The sequence below is a fragment of the Culturomica massiliensis genome (assembly GCF_900091655.1).
Taxonomy (GTDB): domain Bacteria; phylum Bacteroidota; class Bacteroidia; order Bacteroidales; family Marinifilaceae; genus Culturomica; species Culturomica massiliensis.
In genome coordinates, this window is sequence record NZ_LT594621.1 from 489503 (window position 1) to 507096 (window position 17594).

15 protein-coding genes are annotated in these 17594 nt (G+C 43.9%); 7 read left to right on the top strand and 8 right to left on the bottom strand.

Translation table 11 applies throughout. The annotated features are described in order from the left end of the window. Positions 1-149: 149 nt before the first annotated feature. The 8 genes from BN8908_RS03160 to rplU form a co-directional block, all read right to left on the bottom strand. A complete protein-coding gene (locus BN8908_RS03160; protein ID WP_068689023.1) occupies positions 150-1787 on the bottom strand; it encodes a hypothetical protein in 1638 nt (545 codons plus the stop codon). 5 nt (positions 1788-1792) lie between these two features. Then, entirely contained in the window at positions 1793-2569 is a 777-nt protein-coding gene (locus tag BN8908_RS03165; protein ID WP_021987228.1) for an ABC transporter ATP-binding protein, read from the bottom strand. A 1-nt stretch (position 2570) separates the two neighbouring features. Then, positions 2571-3125 carry a crossover junction endodeoxyribonuclease RuvC gene (ruvC, locus tag BN8908_RS03170; RefSeq protein ID WP_068689025.1) on the bottom strand — a complete coding sequence of 185 codons (555 nt, stop codon included), beginning with the start codon at positions 3123-3125 and terminating at the stop codon, positions 2571-2573. A gap of 25 nt (positions 3126-3150) precedes the next feature. Continuing rightward, entirely contained in the window at positions 3151-3453 is a 303-nt protein-coding gene (locus tag BN8908_RS03175) for a DUF4286 family protein (RefSeq protein WP_021987230.1), read from the bottom strand. A gap of 49 nt (positions 3454-3502) precedes the next feature. After that, complete coding sequence (locus BN8908_RS03180) at positions 3503-5329, bottom strand: tetratricopeptide repeat protein (protein ID WP_021987231.1); 1827 nt, start codon at positions 5327-5329, stop codon at positions 3503-3505. A 64-nt stretch (positions 5330-5393) separates the two neighbouring features. Then, the gene (serS, locus tag BN8908_RS03185) at positions 5394-6668 is read right to left on the bottom strand and encodes a serine--tRNA ligase (RefSeq protein ID WP_068689027.1); all 1275 of its coding nucleotides are present in this window, start codon (positions 6666-6668) and stop codon (positions 5394-5396) included. 254 nt (positions 6669-6922) lie between these two features. Beyond that, entirely contained in the window at positions 6923-7198 is a 276-nt protein-coding gene (gene rpmA / locus BN8908_RS03190; protein WP_021987233.1) for a 50S ribosomal protein L27, read from the bottom strand. Positions 7199-7242: 44 nt separating this feature from the next. Beyond that, positions 7243-7554, bottom strand: a complete 312-nt coding sequence (rplU, locus tag BN8908_RS03195; RefSeq protein WP_068689029.1) for a 50S ribosomal protein L21 — start codon at positions 7552-7554, stop codon at positions 7243-7245. A gap of 275 nt (positions 7555-7829) precedes the next feature. Between rplU and BN8908_RS03200 the strand changes: the two genes are divergently transcribed. The 7 genes from BN8908_RS03200 to BN8908_RS03230 all read left to right on the top strand — a co-directional run bounded on the left by BN8908_RS03200 (position 7830) and on the right by BN8908_RS03230 (position 17477). Continuing rightward, positions 7830-10439, top strand: a complete 2610-nt coding sequence (locus tag BN8908_RS03200) for a DUF5686 and carboxypeptidase regulatory-like domain-containing protein (protein WP_068689031.1) — start codon at positions 7830-7832, stop codon at positions 10437-10439. Positions 10440-10612: 173 nt separating this feature from the next. Beyond that, the gene (locus tag BN8908_RS03205) at positions 10613-11161 is read left to right on the top strand and encodes a 1-acyl-sn-glycerol-3-phosphate acyltransferase (protein ID WP_021987236.1); all 549 of its coding nucleotides are present in this window, start codon (positions 10613-10615) and stop codon (positions 11159-11161) included. Between the two features lie 93 nt (positions 11162-11254). Continuing rightward, the gene (locus BN8908_RS03210; protein WP_235837403.1) at positions 11255-12016 is read left to right on the top strand and encodes a M15 family metallopeptidase; all 762 of its coding nucleotides are present in this window, start codon (positions 11255-11257) and stop codon (positions 12014-12016) included. A gap of 134 nt (positions 12017-12150) precedes the next feature. After that, entirely contained in the window at positions 12151-12966 is an 816-nt protein-coding gene (locus tag BN8908_RS03215; RefSeq protein WP_021987238.1) for an amidohydrolase, read from the top strand. A gap of 147 nt (positions 12967-13113) precedes the next feature. After that, on the top strand, positions 13114-15231 hold the full coding sequence (locus tag BN8908_RS03220; protein WP_068689033.1) for a S9 family peptidase: 2118 nt from the start codon (positions 13114-13116) through the stop codon (positions 15229-15231). A 252-nt stretch (positions 15232-15483) separates the two neighbouring features. After that, positions 15484-16161: a tRNA (guanosine(37)-N1)-methyltransferase TrmD gene (gene trmD / locus BN8908_RS03225; protein ID WP_021987240.1), complete on the top strand. Its 678-nt coding sequence runs from the start codon at positions 15484-15486 to the stop codon at positions 16159-16161. A gap of 74 nt (positions 16162-16235) precedes the next feature. After that, positions 16236-17477, top strand: coding sequence for a mechanosensitive ion channel family protein (locus tag BN8908_RS03230; RefSeq protein WP_068689035.1), 1242 nt, complete (start codon positions 16236-16238; stop codon positions 17475-17477). Positions 17478-17594 lie beyond the last annotated feature (117 nt).

A 17594-nucleotide genomic window follows, 5' to 3' on the forward strand; every position in this document is an offset into this window, starting at 1 on the left:
TAAATCAATTGGGTTAGAGTGAGAAGGAGAAGGCTGTTTTGTAATTGATTCAAGCGGATGGGAAATTGAAGATACATATAATTTGTAAATTCGATTTCCCATTTTTGATTTTGTAAATCGGTGTAGCATTAGGCACTTTATTCTAATCGTCATCCGGCTATTTTCTCCAGCCGGGTCCAGGAGGTCCGGCTGATTTTATGGGCGATCAGGAACAGGATACTCCATAGCAGGAGGATGCCGGCCGGAATGCCGTAGGGAATGTAACGCAAGCCCATGTGAATGGCACTGAAAACAGCGGTGACGAGCATGGTGATAAGTATGAATACCAATACTTTGCCGGAATTGTATGTACTTCTTTCCCGGGAAAACGGGAAAGCGGGGGATATTCCCAGGGTGGCGACCAGGGTGGTGATGGTGATGGCCGTAAAGATAAACAATATATCCGGGAGAATAGCGATGCCGCCGATGTATATCAGGGGTATGGAAACGAACAGGAAGGTCGGAACGAAATATTTCAGGTAGAGGGCTTTGAAAGCGCCCAGCAGAATGCTGCCCGGCCGGTAGAGCGGCTTGGTGCGGTAGAGCCAGAAATAATCTCCGAGTTCGTTGTATTTCATATTGTCTATAATCGTGTAACCGATTAATAAAGTAAGATAAAGTGGGAAAAAACCCATAAAGTCGCTGACATTAAAATCTCCTTTTTTCCAGATGGAAAAGATTTGAAGACCGATGAGCACGATGATGTAAGCGATTGAAGGGAGTATGGCTTCTTTGTATTTCCGGTTGCCGGCGGCGAGACGCCAACTCAGCATAAATCCGGATTTTTGCATGGCCGACCGGGTAAATAAGGCAGCCAGGAAACGGGCCGTTTTTTCCTTGCCCGCCCGGGCGGTTTTTACCGGAGCTTCGTTTGCCGGATTGAGGTGAGCGGCGAAATAAGGAGCGAACCATTTGATCGTAACATAGGCCGAAATAAAAGGCAGGACGATTCCGATGGCTGCATATAGGTATACTGTGGCAGAAGGAGCCAGAAACAGTTCGGTCAGCGCCGTGAACCATACCGGAGGCAGGAGATAAAACCACCAGGGATCGGATGCTGTCAGTTCCAGTATGAGGTTGTCGGGGATATTGGCTACCAATTGATAGCTGCAAACGACAAGTACAATCATAAGGATCTGGATATAGCTGAGTATATTTCTGAAATTCTCGCCCGAAGCAAACCGCATACATCCCATATAGACCAGATTGGTTAATAGCAGGGCAAATAAGGTGTTGAGTAGGGTTGCCGACAATAACAGCAGGCCGGTCGCGACTCCTTTGGTGAAGATAAATACCAGTGTAGGGATGAGTGCCGAACAAAAGCTTAGGAACAGCATGTAATATCCGATAGTTATCAATTTGGCTGTAGAGATGGTACGGGAATCGACGGGTAAACGTAACAATATATGCGTGTCTCTGCTGTCGAACAGCATTTGGGTGTATTCCGATAACAGGGAAAGGATCAACATAACTAATATCATGCTGTGGTACAGTAGAATAGCTGTCGTAAGTCCGCTTTTAGACCAGGTCATCAGAAGAGCGAAGGTACCCATAACGAGCATGCTGAAACCTTGCTGCAACAAAGCGGAATTGATCTGTTTCGTTTTGTTGGAGTTGATGTTTTTGGACGTCCGGTTGTCAATGGTCAGTTTGGTCCGGATGATAGTGATCATTTTATCGAAATCGACCCCGGATTTGTAGAACAGGAGACGAAAAGGCCGCAATATAAAAAGTAAAAAGCGAATCATAAAAATTATTTTTCAAATACGTCTATAATTTGTCCGGCTTTTTCCGAATGGTCGTTTTTCCCGGTCAATTTCGAAAACAGTTCTTCCAGCGAAGTACTGCCGGAGTCTTGTTTTAATTGCTCTACAGTACCGTTGGCGATGATACGGCCGCCGTCGATAAGGACGATCCTGCTGGATATTTTTTCTACGATATCCATAAGGTGGGAGCAATAGAAAATGGTTTTGCCTTCTCTGGCCAGTTGCGTGATGATTTCTTTGACAATGATGACAGCGTTGGCATCCAGACCGTTCAGGGGCTCGTCCATAAACAGTATGTCCGGATTGTGGAGCAGTCCGGAAATGATATGGATTTTCTGCTTCATACCTTTTGAAAAACTAATGATCCGCTCGTTGTTATGGGATTTCATTTCAAACAGTTCGAGCAATTCCGTAATTTTCCGGTGGGCGATGTCGGGCTGCATACCGTAAAGGGTGCTGACGAATTCAAGGTATTCGACCGGTGTGAGTTGTTCGTAAACGACGGCGTTTTCAGGAATATATCCGATGCGTTTTTTGATTTCCAGATCGTCGGTACGCAGGTTGTGTCCGAGGATGGAAACTTCGCCTTCGAATTGGCGGATGAGTCCGCATAATATTTTTACCGTCGTGGATTTGCCGGCTCCGTTGCTACCGAGGTAGCCTATGACTTCTCCGGCCGATATGTTAAGGTCGATGCCTTTAAGTACTTCGTTTTTGCGAAAACTTTTTTTCAGGTTCTTGATTTCAATACAGTTGTCTGTCATTTTATACGATTTTATCCGGATTTTTTTTGATATAGTCCCCCCAGTCTTTGCATTTCGGGCTACCGGTGGTCGGGAGTGAACCTTGTAAGTGGTGGCAATAGGCGATGGCAATGGCATCCGTTTCGTCCAGGTTCTCGGAGGTCGTATGGATTTCCATAAATTTACCCAGCAGCAGGGCAATTTGTTCTTTGGAAGCCGTACCGCTTCCCGTTACGCTCATTTTAATTTTTTTAGGCGCATACTCGAAGATGGGAATTTCCCGTTGCAGGGCGGCGGCGATAGCAACTCCCTGTGCCCGGCCGAGTTTGAGCATTGACTGTATGTTTTTACCGTAGAACTGGGCTTCGATTGCCAATTCATCCGGATGATAGGAGTCAATGACCTGTAATGTCCGTTTGAATATCCGTTGTAATTTAATGTAAGGATCGGATATTTTGTCCATATCCAATACACCGGATATCACCAACTGCGGTTTTTTAGATTTGCCGAAGGTGCGGATAATGGCATAGCCCATAAAGTTTGTTCCGGGGTCGATCCCCATGATTAGTTTTTCCATATACGGACGCCGGAAGGCCGGCCGATCAGATTTCGGTTAAAGTACTGCTGAAACAAAGATAACGATTTTTATATTTATCGGTTATTTTTTCTTCCAATAGCGGTAAATGATGTTGTGTGAAATGTTCCAGGGATTCAGGGGTATCAAAAACGACTTGCAACGAATAGGTTTTACCGTCGGGTTGATCGATGGATACTTTTGTAAAGAGCACGTCTTGTACGAATTGTTGCCGGCGGAGATAGGCGATATATTGTTCGCGCATAAAATCCTGCCATTCGGTTTCAATGTTTTCTTCGACGATATAGGTGGTGTTGAAAATAAGGCGCATGTTTTTGATTTACGATTTATGATTGAAATTGCAGATTTTATTGTAGTATTCAGTTGACGGGTGTTATTTTTTCGTTTTTGATTGTCTTTTCCAGTTCCCGGTATATTTTTCCGGCTTCGACACTGTATACGCTGCCGGAATAGTCGGAAACCAGTTGCTGATATAAATCGAGGGCCTGCTGTTTTTGATCTGTACGATTTTTGAGATTGGCAAGTTCGAATATTGCCTTTGCCCGGATATACGTTTGTCCGGATGCTTTCGCCAGTTTTTCCAATATCAGAGCGGCTTCTTGGTCTTGGTGTTGCGATAGTAAAACCCCGGATTTTACCAGGGCGGCATAATCGGCAATTCCGGCGGCGGAATTTTGGATCAGGCTATCCAAAACGGGTAGAGCTTCTTCGCTTTGGTGGCGGTAAACGGCATATTCTGTGGTGGCCAGTCGTTCTAAATCACTGTTATCGCCTTCTTCTTCGTAGTTCATGTTCAGGAAATGACTCATTTGCAGCGCATCGTTGGATATCAGCTTACTGGTAGAACCTTTCAGAACATCGTATTGGGCTTTTGCCCATAGTAAGTCTCCTTCGAAGTAAGCCAGACGGGCTTTCTTGAGTTTGGCTTCGTATCCGATATCGTTGTTGGGATTCGCTTTTTCAATTTGAGTATAGAGAATCACGGCTTCCCAGGGATTATTCATATAAGTCAGTAAATCGGCCCGTTTCGATTTAAAAATATCTAAGGTCAGGGTATTCAATCGTTTTATACCGATTCCTTTTTGTAAAATCTGATCGGCTGAGTCCGGAAGGCTTAGATGGTAGGCATACAGATCACTTGTCAGGACAATGATATCGGCGTTTGCATTGCTATACCCCGTTTCTTGTAAAAAATCTTTACATTCGGAAACCAGGTTGCGGTAATTTTCTACCGGGGGCTGGGCTTGGTCGTATTGCCGGTATTTGCAATTGAGGATTTCTTTGCGTGCCGTGTAATAATAAGGATTTTCTTCTTTCCCTTTTTGAATAACCCGCTGATAGGCTTGTCTGGCGATATCGTATTTTCGGGCATTTGCGGCTTCGTGGGCAATATCGATGTAGATGTATAATTTATCCGTGTTTTTTGCGTTGAGCTTTACAGCGTGATTGAAGGCTTGCGTATAATCACCCGTTTGCAGGGAATACCATACACCCAGTTCGTCAAATACGGAAGGGTAATCTTTTTGCCGGAATATTTTTTCCAGCTGGGAGGCGATAACTTTATCGGCATTGCCGTTTACGTCATAAGAACGCGCAAAACTGAGTTTGGAGGTGATGGTGCTGAGTTTTTCCGGATTTTGAAGCAAGGCTTCTACAAAGAGTGCGAACATATTGTCGTAATCCCTGTCCATCATATAGTTGTCGCCCATTTCGGCCGTAAAGGCCAACGGGCGGTTTAACAGTTCCCGCCCTTTGAGGTAAGTTTTGTTGGCCCAGTTGTATTCCCGGATATTCCGGAATTTATTGGCCAGGCTGTGGATATCGTTTTCGTATGGGATCAATTTTTTGACGGCCCGGTTGAAATATTCCTCGGCTTTGTTGGTTTTGCCTTGTTGGGTATAAATGTAACCGAGATTCACTAAAAAATCTTTGTTGTTATCGTCCGTTTTCAGGTATTTTTTCAATGTCTTTTCTGCACTATCGTATTCTTTAGCGTTGATCAGGCTGATGATGTGATAATCGAGGTAGTAAGAGGCCCGGGTACGTTCGTAAAGTTGCAAAAACATTTCTGCCGCTTTTACATATTCCTTGTTCTGGTAGTAGGTATATGCCAGTTTGGAATCGCTTTGCTGGGCGAATACGATGTTTGAAAAGCAGAATAAAATCAGAATGAGGATGAATCTCATAGAATTTAAAGATTTGGAGATTTGGAAATCCGAAGATGTTCTCCTTTCCAAATCTCCTTAATTTTTATCGGATCATATCGGTTCCCATAAACGGTTGTAATACTTCCGGCAGACGTATACCTTCAGCGCATTGATTGTTTTCCAGTAATGCGGCCACGATACGCGGTAATGCCAGGGAGCTTCCGTTCAGGGTGTGTACCATCGTCGTTTTTTTATCGCCTTTGTTCCGGTAGCGGAGTTTCAGACGATTGGCCTGGAAATCTTCGAAGTTTGATACCGAGCTGACTTCCAGCCATTTTTCCTGGGCTTTGGAAAATACTTCAAAGTCATAAGTCAGAGCCGAGGTGAAGCTGATATCTCCTCCACAGAGACGGACGATGCGGTAGGGAAGTCCCAGTTTGATCAGCAGGCTTTCTACGTGAGCTACCATGCCTTCGAGGGCTTCGTAAGAGATTTCCGGCTTGGTGATCTGTACGATTTCTACCTTGTCGAATTGATGAAGCCGGTTCAAGCCGCGAACGTCTTTTCCGTAGGAACCCGCTTCGCGGCGGAAACATGCCGTATAAGCCGTATTTTTAATCGGTAATTTTTCTCCTTCTACGATCATGTCCCGGTAAATGTTGGTAACCGGGACTTCGGCTGTCGGAATCAGGTATAATTTATCTTCGTTGACGTAATACATCTGGCCGTCTTTATCGGGTAACTGTCCCGTGCCGTATCCTGAATCTGCATTTACCATCAGGGGAGGCATTACTTCCTGATAGCCGGCCTTGATGTTTTCATCCAGGAAGAAATTGATCAGAGCTCTTTGCAAGCGGGCTCCGAGGCCTTTGTATACCGGAAATCCGGCTCCTGTGATCTTTACTCCCGTTTCGAAATCGATCAGATCGTATTTTTTAGTCAGTTCCCAATGCGGAACATCGTCTTCGTGACGATGAGGGATGTCGCTGACGATTTTGATAATTTCGTTGTCTGCATCCGATTTACCGCGGGGTACACTTGTATGCGGCATATTCGGTAAACGCAACAGAATTTCTGTTACCTCCGCATTCAGGTTGTTTACCTGCGGGACCAATGCTGCTATTTCTTCTTTTAATTGGGTCGTTTCCTGACGGGCTTTTTCCGCTTCTTCTTTTTTTCCGGCTTTCATCAGGTTTCCGATTTCCTTGGCGATGGCGTTCATCCGTGCTTGCTTATTTTCGGAATCTTGTTGTAATTTCCGGCGTTCTCCGTCCAGATATATGATTTTTTCAACGCTTTCCCGGGCATCAAAATTTTTTACAGCTAAACGTTCGATGACCGTTTCTTTGTTTTCCTGAATGAATTTTAAATTTAGCATGATCGTAATAAGTTTGGATTTTCAGATTGCCGGTTGTCATACGATACGTTGTTTTCATATCGTAAGGCAGCCGATTCTAAATAAGCTGAAATAATGAATGAACTATTAAAGTTTACTTCCCTTTGTTCAAGGCAGCTACTGAAATAGTCAATAAGTCAACAGACTTAAGTCATAAATTATTTTCCGAGCGGTAAATATACAAAAAAACTCCTGTATCGCTTACAATACAGGAGTTTTAAATTTTTATTTCAGGCTTATTCTGCTGCGTTTTCTACAGTTGCCGGTTTAACAGATACATAAGATCTGTTTTTTTGTTTTTTGGTGAAAACAACTTCACCGTCAACCAATGCGAATAAGGTGTGATCTTTACCTATACCCACGTTTAATCCCGGGTTGTGTACTGTACCTCTCTGACGAACGATAATATTACCGGCTTTGGCAAATTGTCCGCCCCATATTTTAACTCCTAATCGTTTGCTTTCGGATTCGCGGCCGTTCTTGGAACTACCGACACCTTTCTTATGTGCCATATCTTATTGAATTTTAGAGTTTACTAAATAATTTTTCTTTCAGATTAAGCGTTGATCGCTTCGATCTGGATTTGTGTCATAGACTGACGATGTCCGTTCAATTTCTGATACGTTTTTCTTCTTCTTTTCTTGAAGATAAGAACTTTGTCAGCTTTTACATGAGCCAATACTTTTGCGGTAACTTTAGCGCCTTCCACTTTCGGCGTACCGATTTTAATGTTGCTTCCGTCTTCAACGAGAAGTACATTATCAAATTCTACCTGAGTGCCTTCTTCTGCAGCCAGACGATGGACATACACTTTGCGGTCTTTTTCTACTTTGAACTGCTGTCCTTGAATTTCAACAATTGCGTACATTGTAAATTGTTTTAATGTTACTACCATGGGGTGAGATACTTATCTGCTTATTGAACCCCTGAGGAAAAATTTTTGTGGTGCAAAGATACAAATTGTTTTGAAAATGCAAAAGAGATTTGGATTTAGATTTACGATTTAAGATTTACGATTGGGAGAGAGGGGGATGTGTTTGTGTATTTTGGAAAAGAAGAGGTTTATTTTAAATTTTGGATTTTAAATTTTAAATTGAAAATTAAAGTATGTATTTATTAAATTTGTGCCTTAAAATTTAAAATATGAAGGTTGTTTTATTACTGTTAGGCATTTTTATAGCTTCCGTTGTGAAGTGTCAGGTACTGGAGGGGGTGGTTTCCGATGCCGAGGGACAGGCGGTAGAAGGGGCTACGGTTTATGTACGGGAAACGGCACAAGGATGTGTGGCCGATGAAAACGGGAATTTTCGGATTGCGCTGCCCTCCGGAACTTATGTATGTGAGGTGAGCGCTTTGGGATATGAAAAACAGACATTGCAGGTCGGAGTAGGAGAGAAACGGGATGTATTGCGGGTGGTTCTGAAACCGATGGTGTATATGTTGCAAGAGGCAAAAGTAAATGCCAGAGGGGAAGATCCGGCTTTTTATATTATGCGGCATGCGATTGCCCGGGCACCTTATCACCGGCATCAGGTGAAGCGTTATCTGTCGGAGGTATATACAAAAGGTACGATGCAGTTGGAAAAGATACCTAAATTACTTATGTTGTCGAAAGAAATACGGAAAGAGGTGACGCCTTATCTGGGAAAAGTATTTACCCTGGAATCGGTGATGGAAGTTGCTTTTGAAGCTCCCGACACTTACGAGCGGAAGATAGTGGCTTTTTCCAGTTCTATCCCGGATGATCTGAGCCCGGATGAAGCTTTGGGGATCGTCACCGCTTCGGTTTACGATCCGGATGTGATGGGTATGGTGTCGCCTCTGGCACCCGGAGCGTTTTCGTATTACCGTTTCCGTTTTGCAGAATGTTATCTGGAAGACGGAAAAACGATCAATAAAATCCGGGTCGAACCCCGGAAAAAGAACAGTCAATTGCTGGATGGTTATATTTATATTGTCGAAAATGACTGGAGTGTGGTGAATTTTGATTTTTCGGCAAAACTTACCGGGGTGACCCTGCACATCAAAGGGGTATTTCATGACGTAAAACCTTCCGTTTTTCTTCCGACTTCTTACGATATTGATGTGGACGTAAAAATTTTCGGAGTAAAGGCCGGTGGAAAGTATTATGCTTCTGTCAAATATAAAGAGGTGGAGGCGGATACGACCAATGGAGTTGTCGTGAAGCCTGTGTCTGTTGTTGCTGAAAATAAAGCATTGCCCGAGCCGGCTAAATCTCCGAAACGGGAAAAGGCGGAACGTAAGCTGGAAGCTTTACTGGAGAAAGAGGAGCTGACAACCCGGGATGCTTACCGGATGGCCCGTTTGTCCCAGCAATTGATGACTCCCGAACGACCGGATACGATACCTCCGCTTGAGATCCGGGAAGAGGTCGTTACGGAAAAGGTATCGGTCGATTCGATGGCTGTGCGGCGCGATTCGGCTTATTGGTTACAGATGCGTACGATACCCTTGAAACAGGAAGAGGTAAAGGGATATCAGATGAGGGATAGTTTGCGGGCTGTTGTGAAGAAGTCGGAGGGAGAAACGGATACGACCCGCCGTGCGCATCGGGATGTTTTCGGACAGATATTGTGGGGAAGTTCTTATAAATTAGGAAAACAGGGACGGTTTGAGTTCGACGGACTGGTAAAGGCTTTTCCCGAATATAATTTTGTGGATGGTTTCTGGATAGGGCAACGGTTCGGTGTGTCGCTTGCCGTAGCACCGGGACAGCGTTTGTATGTAGAACCTTCGGTTTATTATGCAACGGCCCGTAAATCCTGGATCTGGCAGGTCTATTCTTCTTATACTTATGCTCCTTTGAAACGGGGATTATTAAAGGTTCGTTTCGGAGATGTTTCTGCAGATTATAAAGGGAATGCCGGGGCATGGCGGCTGGAAAATACGTTGACCTCGCTTGTGTGTGCCGATAATTTTATGAAATTTTACGGGAAGCGTTATGTCGCTTTAGAAAACCGGATCGATATCAGTAACGGTTTGGTGTTGTCTGTCGGTGGAAATTACGAAAAGAGACGGGTGTTGGAGAATCATATCTCTTATAATATTTATAAGAAGGATCCGAAACCCAATACGCCTTCTTCCGAAGGGGGAGTCGATATGCCCGACAACACGGCTTTGCATGTTTACGGGCAACTGGATTATACGCCCCGTTCGTTTTACCGGCTCAGAAACGGCTATAAGCGGTATGTACGTTCCGACTGGCCTACTTTTTCCGTGCGTTATGACCGGGGAATTTCCGTCGGTTCCGGATTGAGCAGTGCTTACAACCGGATTGCAATCGGAGTGCAGCAAAAAAAATCTCTGGGGCTTTTTGACAAAATTTCTTATAAAGTTCAGGCGGGTAAGTTTTTTTCGGTAAAAGAGTTGTATTTCCCGGATTATAAGCAGTTCGGCGCTACAGGATGGGTTTTTAGCAAAGAAATGTTTTTCAGCGACTTTTACCTGACGGACTACTATGAGTTGGCAACGGCTGAAAAGTGGTTTCAGGGAGCTCTGAATTATACTTCTTCTTATTTGTTGATCAAGCGATTGTCTTTTATGCAACGTTTCTTATTCAATGAGGCTGTGCATGTCCGGTATGTCTGGATGCCGGAAACTAAAAGTTATACGGAGTGCGGATATTCGCTGGGATTCGAGGATGAAATCCGGGGAGGTGTATTTTTCGGGTTTGACCGGGAGGGGTACCGGGGTGTCGGAGTACGGGTTGTATTGCCGTTGGATTGGAAATAAGTTGTATATTTACAATGTACATATTAAAATTGTATATTTACGATTTTAGATTAAATAAATCCGATGACGAATCGGCTTGTCGGGTAATTTAAAATTTACAATCTAAAATTTACAATTTATATACAGGATTAAGGTAGCTCTTAAAGAGTATTCAGGAAATAAATTTATAGGTTATGAAATATATAGCACGATTTATAATGTGGTTGGGGGGATGGAAGTACAAGGGGGAATTACCGGAAGTGAAAAAGGCTGTCATTATTTCTGTGCCCCATACTTCCAATTGGGATTTTGTATGGGGGGAATTGGCTTTTTTAAGTCAGCGTATTCCGGCTTTTATTTTGATGAAAAAAGAATTTTTCTTTTTTCCGCTGGGAATGATTTTACGGGCATTGCGGGTGATTCCGGTCGACCGGGGGAAAAAGGACAGTCATTTGGTGGATCAGATGATTACAGAGTTTAAGAAGCGGGATTCCATGTATTTGTGTATCACACCCGAAGGAAGCCGGAGTAAGCGGAAAAAGTGGAAAAAGGGCTTTTTGGTCATTGCAAAGGCTGCGGGTGTCCCCGTATATCTGGGACGAATCGATTATAAAGGAAAGTATTGTGAAATCGGTCCTTTATTTAATCCGACGGATGATGTAGATGCGGACTTGCAATACATTATGAGTACTTATAAAGATGCTAATCCGCGACATCCGGAGAAATTTTCCTGGGGGGAGTGAATGAAAAGAGAGAAAGAGCGTTGCGATTCATGTAGGCGTCGGGAAACGTTTTCGCCGGATGATGATGTATCCGGTTTGTAATAATCAAACGGAATGACCAATAAGCGAAGCATTTTAATTTTTGTTTTTGTTTTATTTCTGCTGGCTTGTACAGGTCGGAATAAAACGGTTGAAATTGCTGTGGAACCGGGGTGGATGGTGGAGGTGGATGATTCCCTCATACTGGATGAACGGATGTTCTGTTCTGAAACGGAAACAGAAAAGAGGATGCTGAGTATGGGATTGGTGGATATCGGGAAATTGGATCGGCGGATAAAAGTGAAGTTGGTTTATGCCACACCGGATAATTTTACCGGAAAAGTTTTGTACCGGGAATTGAGAAAGGCATATATGCGGCCTTTGGTAGCGGAAAAGTTGATCCGGGCACAGGATTTACTGGAAAATATTCGGACAGGTTGGCAAATTGTCGTGTATGATGCCGCGCGTCCGATGTCGGTTCAGCGGGAAATGTGGGAGTTGGTAAAAGGAACTCCCAGACATATATTTGTCAGTAATCCGGGTCGGGGAGGCGGATTGCATAATTACGGACTGGCAGTGGATGTAACTTTATGTGACTCTTCCGGGGGATTCCCGGATATGGGGTCGGCATTCGATTATTTCGGAGAGGAAGCCCGGGGAGATAAAGAGGAAGAATTGGTTATACGGGGAAAAATTACGCCGGAAGCTTTTGAAAACCGGCAGTTGTTACGTAAGGTAATGACGGAAGCCGGTTTTATTGCGCTCGGGAGTGAATGGTGGCATTTCAATGCTCTTCCGCGAAGAGAGGTGATCGGTAAATGGGAAAGAATAGAGTGAGGAGTATATTATTATAGATTTAAAATTTTAGATTGTCGATTTAGATTGAGGAGAAATGGGGCGGAGTTATTGCATTGTTTATGATTTGGATTGAGGGAGATGGGGGTAATTAAGGTTTGAAATAGAAGGTTTGAATGAAAATAGCATTGGTCCAGTCTTCTCTGGTATGGGGAGATATAGAAAAAAATTTGGCGCTTTTTGACCGGAAATTAGCCGGGATAGGGGCGTGTGATGTCATTTTGTTGCCGGAAATGTTTACGTCAGGGAGTATGTTGGTGAAGCAGGATAAAAGGGTGGCGGATGCGGAGAAAAACAAAACGGCAGCTTGTTATGAGCGGGTCAGGCGACTGATGTCGGAATGGGCAGAAAAGCGGGATGCGCTGGTTATGGGGTCTACGGTATATAACGAAGGAGAGTCGTATTATAACCGTATGATTGTGGCATTTCCGGATGGAAAGAATTTGTATTACGACAAGCGGCATTGCTTTCGGATGGGGGGAGAAAATGAACATTTTACTGCCGGTAGGCGGCATCTGTTTTTTGATTTCCGGGGAGTTCGGATAGCGACCTTTATCTGTTATGATTTGCGCTTCCCGGTATGGAGCCGGAATACCGATAATTATGATCTGGCGGTGTATGTGGCCAATTGGCCGGCATCCAGGCGTAAGGTTTGGCAGTTGTTGTTACAGGCCCGGGCAATAGAAAATCAGGCTTTTGTGGCGGGTGTGAATTGTGTGGGTACCGACACTGCCGGCTTGACGTATGCGGGAGATTCTGCCGTTATTGATGCTAAAGGAAATGTCGTGGGAGCATGCCGGGAATATAAAGAGGAAATTAAGATTATCGGGATTGATATGGAAGAATTGCGTCGGTTCAGGAATAAATTTGCCGTGTCGGAAGACAGAGATGTTTTTGAAATTAAAGGTATTGACGGGCTGGAAGTAGAGTGATAAGATCGTGTGGGGATAGGTGGGTTAATAGGCAATTTTTATATCTTTGCAAACGTGGTCGGAATTTATAAACTCGGTTTTATTAAACTTTGTGTTTTAATCCTGTATTTGTTTTGAATCGCTTTAATTTACTTAAATTTAAAATATATGAGATATTTATTACTTACATGTATCGGAATGGCTATGATGTTTAGTTCAAAGGCACAGGATAAGATGCTGACGATGGAAGATGCCGTTTTGGGTTATGAATTGCGGCCGAAGACGCGTTATATTCAATGGCAGGGCGACCGGGATATAATGACCTATACGGAAGGGACGGATTTGGTTGCGGAGGATGTATTGAAAGGAGAGAAAAAGGTGTTGATGACCGTAGAGGAACTGAATCGGTTATTAACTGCGGATTTGAAAGGATGGCCTATGTATGGCTGGGCGGATGCCGAAACGTTGGTAATCGTAAGGAAGGGAAACAGATACGAGATTGATATCGTGGGGAAACGGGTTCTTCGTACGCTTCCCTTGCCGAAAAAAGGTGGAAATGTAACCTATAACGGATACAATGCTTTTGCTTTTACGCGTGACAATAATTTGTATTATTCGGACGAAAGGGGAAATGAATACGCCGTGACGAAGGATTCAGATCCGAATATTGTAAACGGTCAGACTGTAAGCCGGAGTGAAATGGGTATTTCCAACGGTATTTTCTGGTCTCCGGATGGCAAAAAGTTGGCTTTTTACCGGAAAGACGAAAGTGCTGTGAGTAGTTTTCCGTTGTTGGATATAACGACCCGTACCGGAAGTTTACGTGAGATTAAGTATCCGATGGCCGGTATGCCTTCAGAGCAGGTAAGTCTCGGCGTATATGATTTGGCTTCAGAACGGACGGTGTTTATGGATGTAACTGATTTCGGACGGGAGCAATACCTGACCAATATTACCTGGAATCCGGCATCCGACGTAATTTATATACAGGTTGTCGACCGGGATCAGAAGCATGTCCGTTTGAACAAATACAATGCTGTGACAGGTAAATACCTGGGGACGGTTTTGGAAGAGAAAAACGATCGTTGGGTAGAGCCGTCGAATGCTTTGGTGTTTTTGAAGAATGATCCGTCTAAGTTTATTTACCGCACGGATAACCGGGACGGTTTCCGTAATTTATACCTATGTGATACGGAAGGTAAATCTGTCCGCCGGCTTACCGATACGGATGCTGATGTAGAATATGTGGCTCAGGACGGTCGTTTTGTATATTATACTTCGGCAGAGGTTAGTCCTGTCGAAAATCATTTGTTCCGGGTGGATTTGAAATCCGGTAAAAAAAGCCGTCTGACGGATGCAGAAGGATGGCATTCGCCGGCTGTAAGTCCTGGTGGACATTATTTCGTCGATAGTTATAGCAGTCTGAATGTTCCCCGGGTTATGGCTGTACGGCAGACCGACGGTAAAATCGTACGGGAACTGATGCGGGCGGAAAATCCCACAAAAGATTACAATTTCGGAGAGATAAGTATGGGAACGGTAAAGAGTGCCGACGGCAGGTTTGATAATTATTATCGTTTGATCAAACCGGTGGGGTTCGATCCTTCGAAGAAATATCCGGTCATTGTGTATGTATACGGAGGTCCTCATTCGCAAATGGTTAAAAATACCTGGCAGGCGGAATTGCGTCGTTGGGAGATGTATATGACACAGCAAGGATATGTCGTGTATGTAATGGATAACCGCGGAACTTCCAATCGGGGTGCCGACTTTGAGAAAGCGATATACGGCTTGTGCGGTCAGGCTGAAATGGCCGATCAGATGAAAGGCATCGAGTTCCTGAAATCTCAGCCTTGGGTGGATGCCGGCCGTATCGGGGTACATGGATGGAGCTACGGTGGTTTTATGACGATTTCTTTGATTACGAATTATCCGGAGGTGTTTAAGGTGGGGGTTGCAGGCGGACCTGTAATCGATTGGAAATGGTATGAGGTGATGTATGGCGAGCGTTATATGGATACTCCCCAGCGCAATGCCGAGGGATATGCTAAGGTAAGTCTGATGAATAGGGCGAAAGATTTGAAAGGCAAGCTGTTGATTTGCCAGGGAGCTATCGATAATACGGTGCTGTGGCAGCATAGCCTGAATTTTATAAGGGAATGTATAAAGAATCAGGTACAGGTGGATTATTTTCCTTATCCTTGTGCAGAACACAATGTTTTCGGACGCGACCGTATCCATCTGATGCAGAAAGTAACCGATTATTTCGACGATTATCTGAAATAGGTATTCCGGGGAGGTTCGGAATAGCATAATAATGCGGAACCGGGACTTTTAAAACCTGGTTCCGCATTTTTATTTAATAACGTTTCCCTGCTTTCGGTAAAATAGAAAGTTCCTATTGAAGCGTGTGGGAAATCGGCTGAAATTTTATAAAATCATTCTGTGCATTGCCTGATTTTTCTGTTTCCCTTTGTCTTTGGGGAAAATGGATGAAAATAGTTATCTTTACCACCGGAAAACGAAGAAATCAAGATTATGCGTATAGATATACTGAGTGTTGTGCCGGAATTGTTGGAGAGTCCGTTGAATCATTCGATTGTAAAGCGTGCCCGGGATAAAGGGATTGTCGAAATATACATTCACAATATCCGGGACTGGTCGAAAGATAAATACCGTAAGGTAGATGATTATCCTTTCGGCGGAGAGGCGGGCATGGTGATGATGATTCAGCCTGTATTCGATTGCATTAACGAATTGAAATCCCAGCGTGATTACGATGAGATTATCTATACTTCTCCGGATGCGCCCGTGTTTAATCAACGGGTGGCGAATGAATTGTCTTTGAAAGAGAATATCATTTTATTGTGCGGACACTATAAAGGAATTGACCAGCGTATCCGGGAACATCTGGTTACCCGGGAAATATCTGTCGGGGATTACGTATTGACAGGAGGAGAGTTGCCGGCTTGTATTATGACGGATGCTATCGTACGTTTGATTCCGGGTGCGATGAGTGACGAGAGTTCTGCATTGAGTGATTCATTTCAGGATAATTTGCTGGCGGCACCCGTGTATACCCGTCCGGCGGAATTTAACGGTTGGCAGGTTCCGGAAATTTTGTTGTCCGGTAATCACGCTAAAATCCGGGAATGGCAGGAGAAGGTGGCTTATGAGCGGACAAAGGCATTGCGGCCGGATTTATTGGATGAGTAAAATTACCGGATGGGGCAGAATTTTGGTTCTGTAAATTCGTTTTTATGATGTGTATATAGAAATCTGTCAGGGATATGGAAATTATCGAAGGAATAACTTTAAACGATTTGTTGCAACGCCTGGGTATCCACTCCTCCTGGTTGTTGAGTACCCTTGAATTCACGATCCGGATATTGTTTATAGCCATAGTAGCTTGGCTTACTTATTTTATTGCCCGGAAATGGTTGGCAAAGATCGTTGTCAAATTGGCCGGCCGGACCGATACACGTTGGGATGATCTGATGTTTGACCAGCGTTTTTTCAATTATTTTGCTTTTTTCATTACCCCTATCGTTATCCGGATGGTATCTTTTCAGATCGGTTTGGAGTATCTGGTGGTTATCAATAAAGTTATCGATATCTGGATTGTTTTTGCGGTGGCATTTCTGTTGTCTGTGGTAATGGATGGGGTAAACCGGATTTATAACAGTTATCCCGTTGCGCGTAATCGTCCGATCAAGGTGTTTATACAGGTGATTAAGATATTTGTATATTGTGTGGTGACGGTTATTGTTTTCAGCATTATCCTGGGAAAAGATCCGGAAGCATTGTTGGTCGGTTTGAGTGCTTTTGCCGCGGTTTTGATGTTGATTTTCAAAGATGCGATACTGGGATTTGTAGCCGGAGTGCAGTTGATAGCCAATAAGATGGTTAATCTGGGCGACTGGATCGTGATGCCTTCTGCAAATGCCGACGGAGAAGTGCTGGAGATCAATTTGACGACCGTAAAAGTACAGAATTGGGATAAGACTATTTCTACGATACCGACTTATAAGATGGTATCCGAATCTTTTACAAATTGGCGGGGAATGGAAGAGTCGAACGGGCGGCGTATAAAACGTTCTGTAAATATCGATGTGCAATCCATTCATTATCTCACGCCCGGAGAAATAGAACAATTGGCAAAATCCGAATTGTTGAAAGATTATATATTGACGAAAAAGGCCGAGCTGGATATAAATTATGCAGATGCCAGTACACCTTTAGACGGAATTCGGATGACAAATATCGGTACTTTCCGGGAATATATGGAGCTTTGGATTGCGCAGAATCCTAATATCGCTCAGAATATGACGCATATGGTAAGACAATTGCAGCCCGGTCCGACCGGCGTACCGTTGGAAATTTATTGTTTTTCGGCCAGGCAGAAGTGGGTGGAGTATGAGAAAGTACAATCCGATCTTTTCGACCATTTGTATGCTGTGGTTCCGCTTTTTAATCTTCGCTTATTCCAGTATCCTTCCGATAAATGGGTAGCAGAGGGGGATAATTTTTGATTTACGATTTTTGATTTACGATTACGATTTTTGATTGGTTCCGCAGATTGGTAATGGATTGAAAATCGAAAGGAATCTGCTACGCCCAGTTCCGGTTCGGGGCTCATTCTGTATATT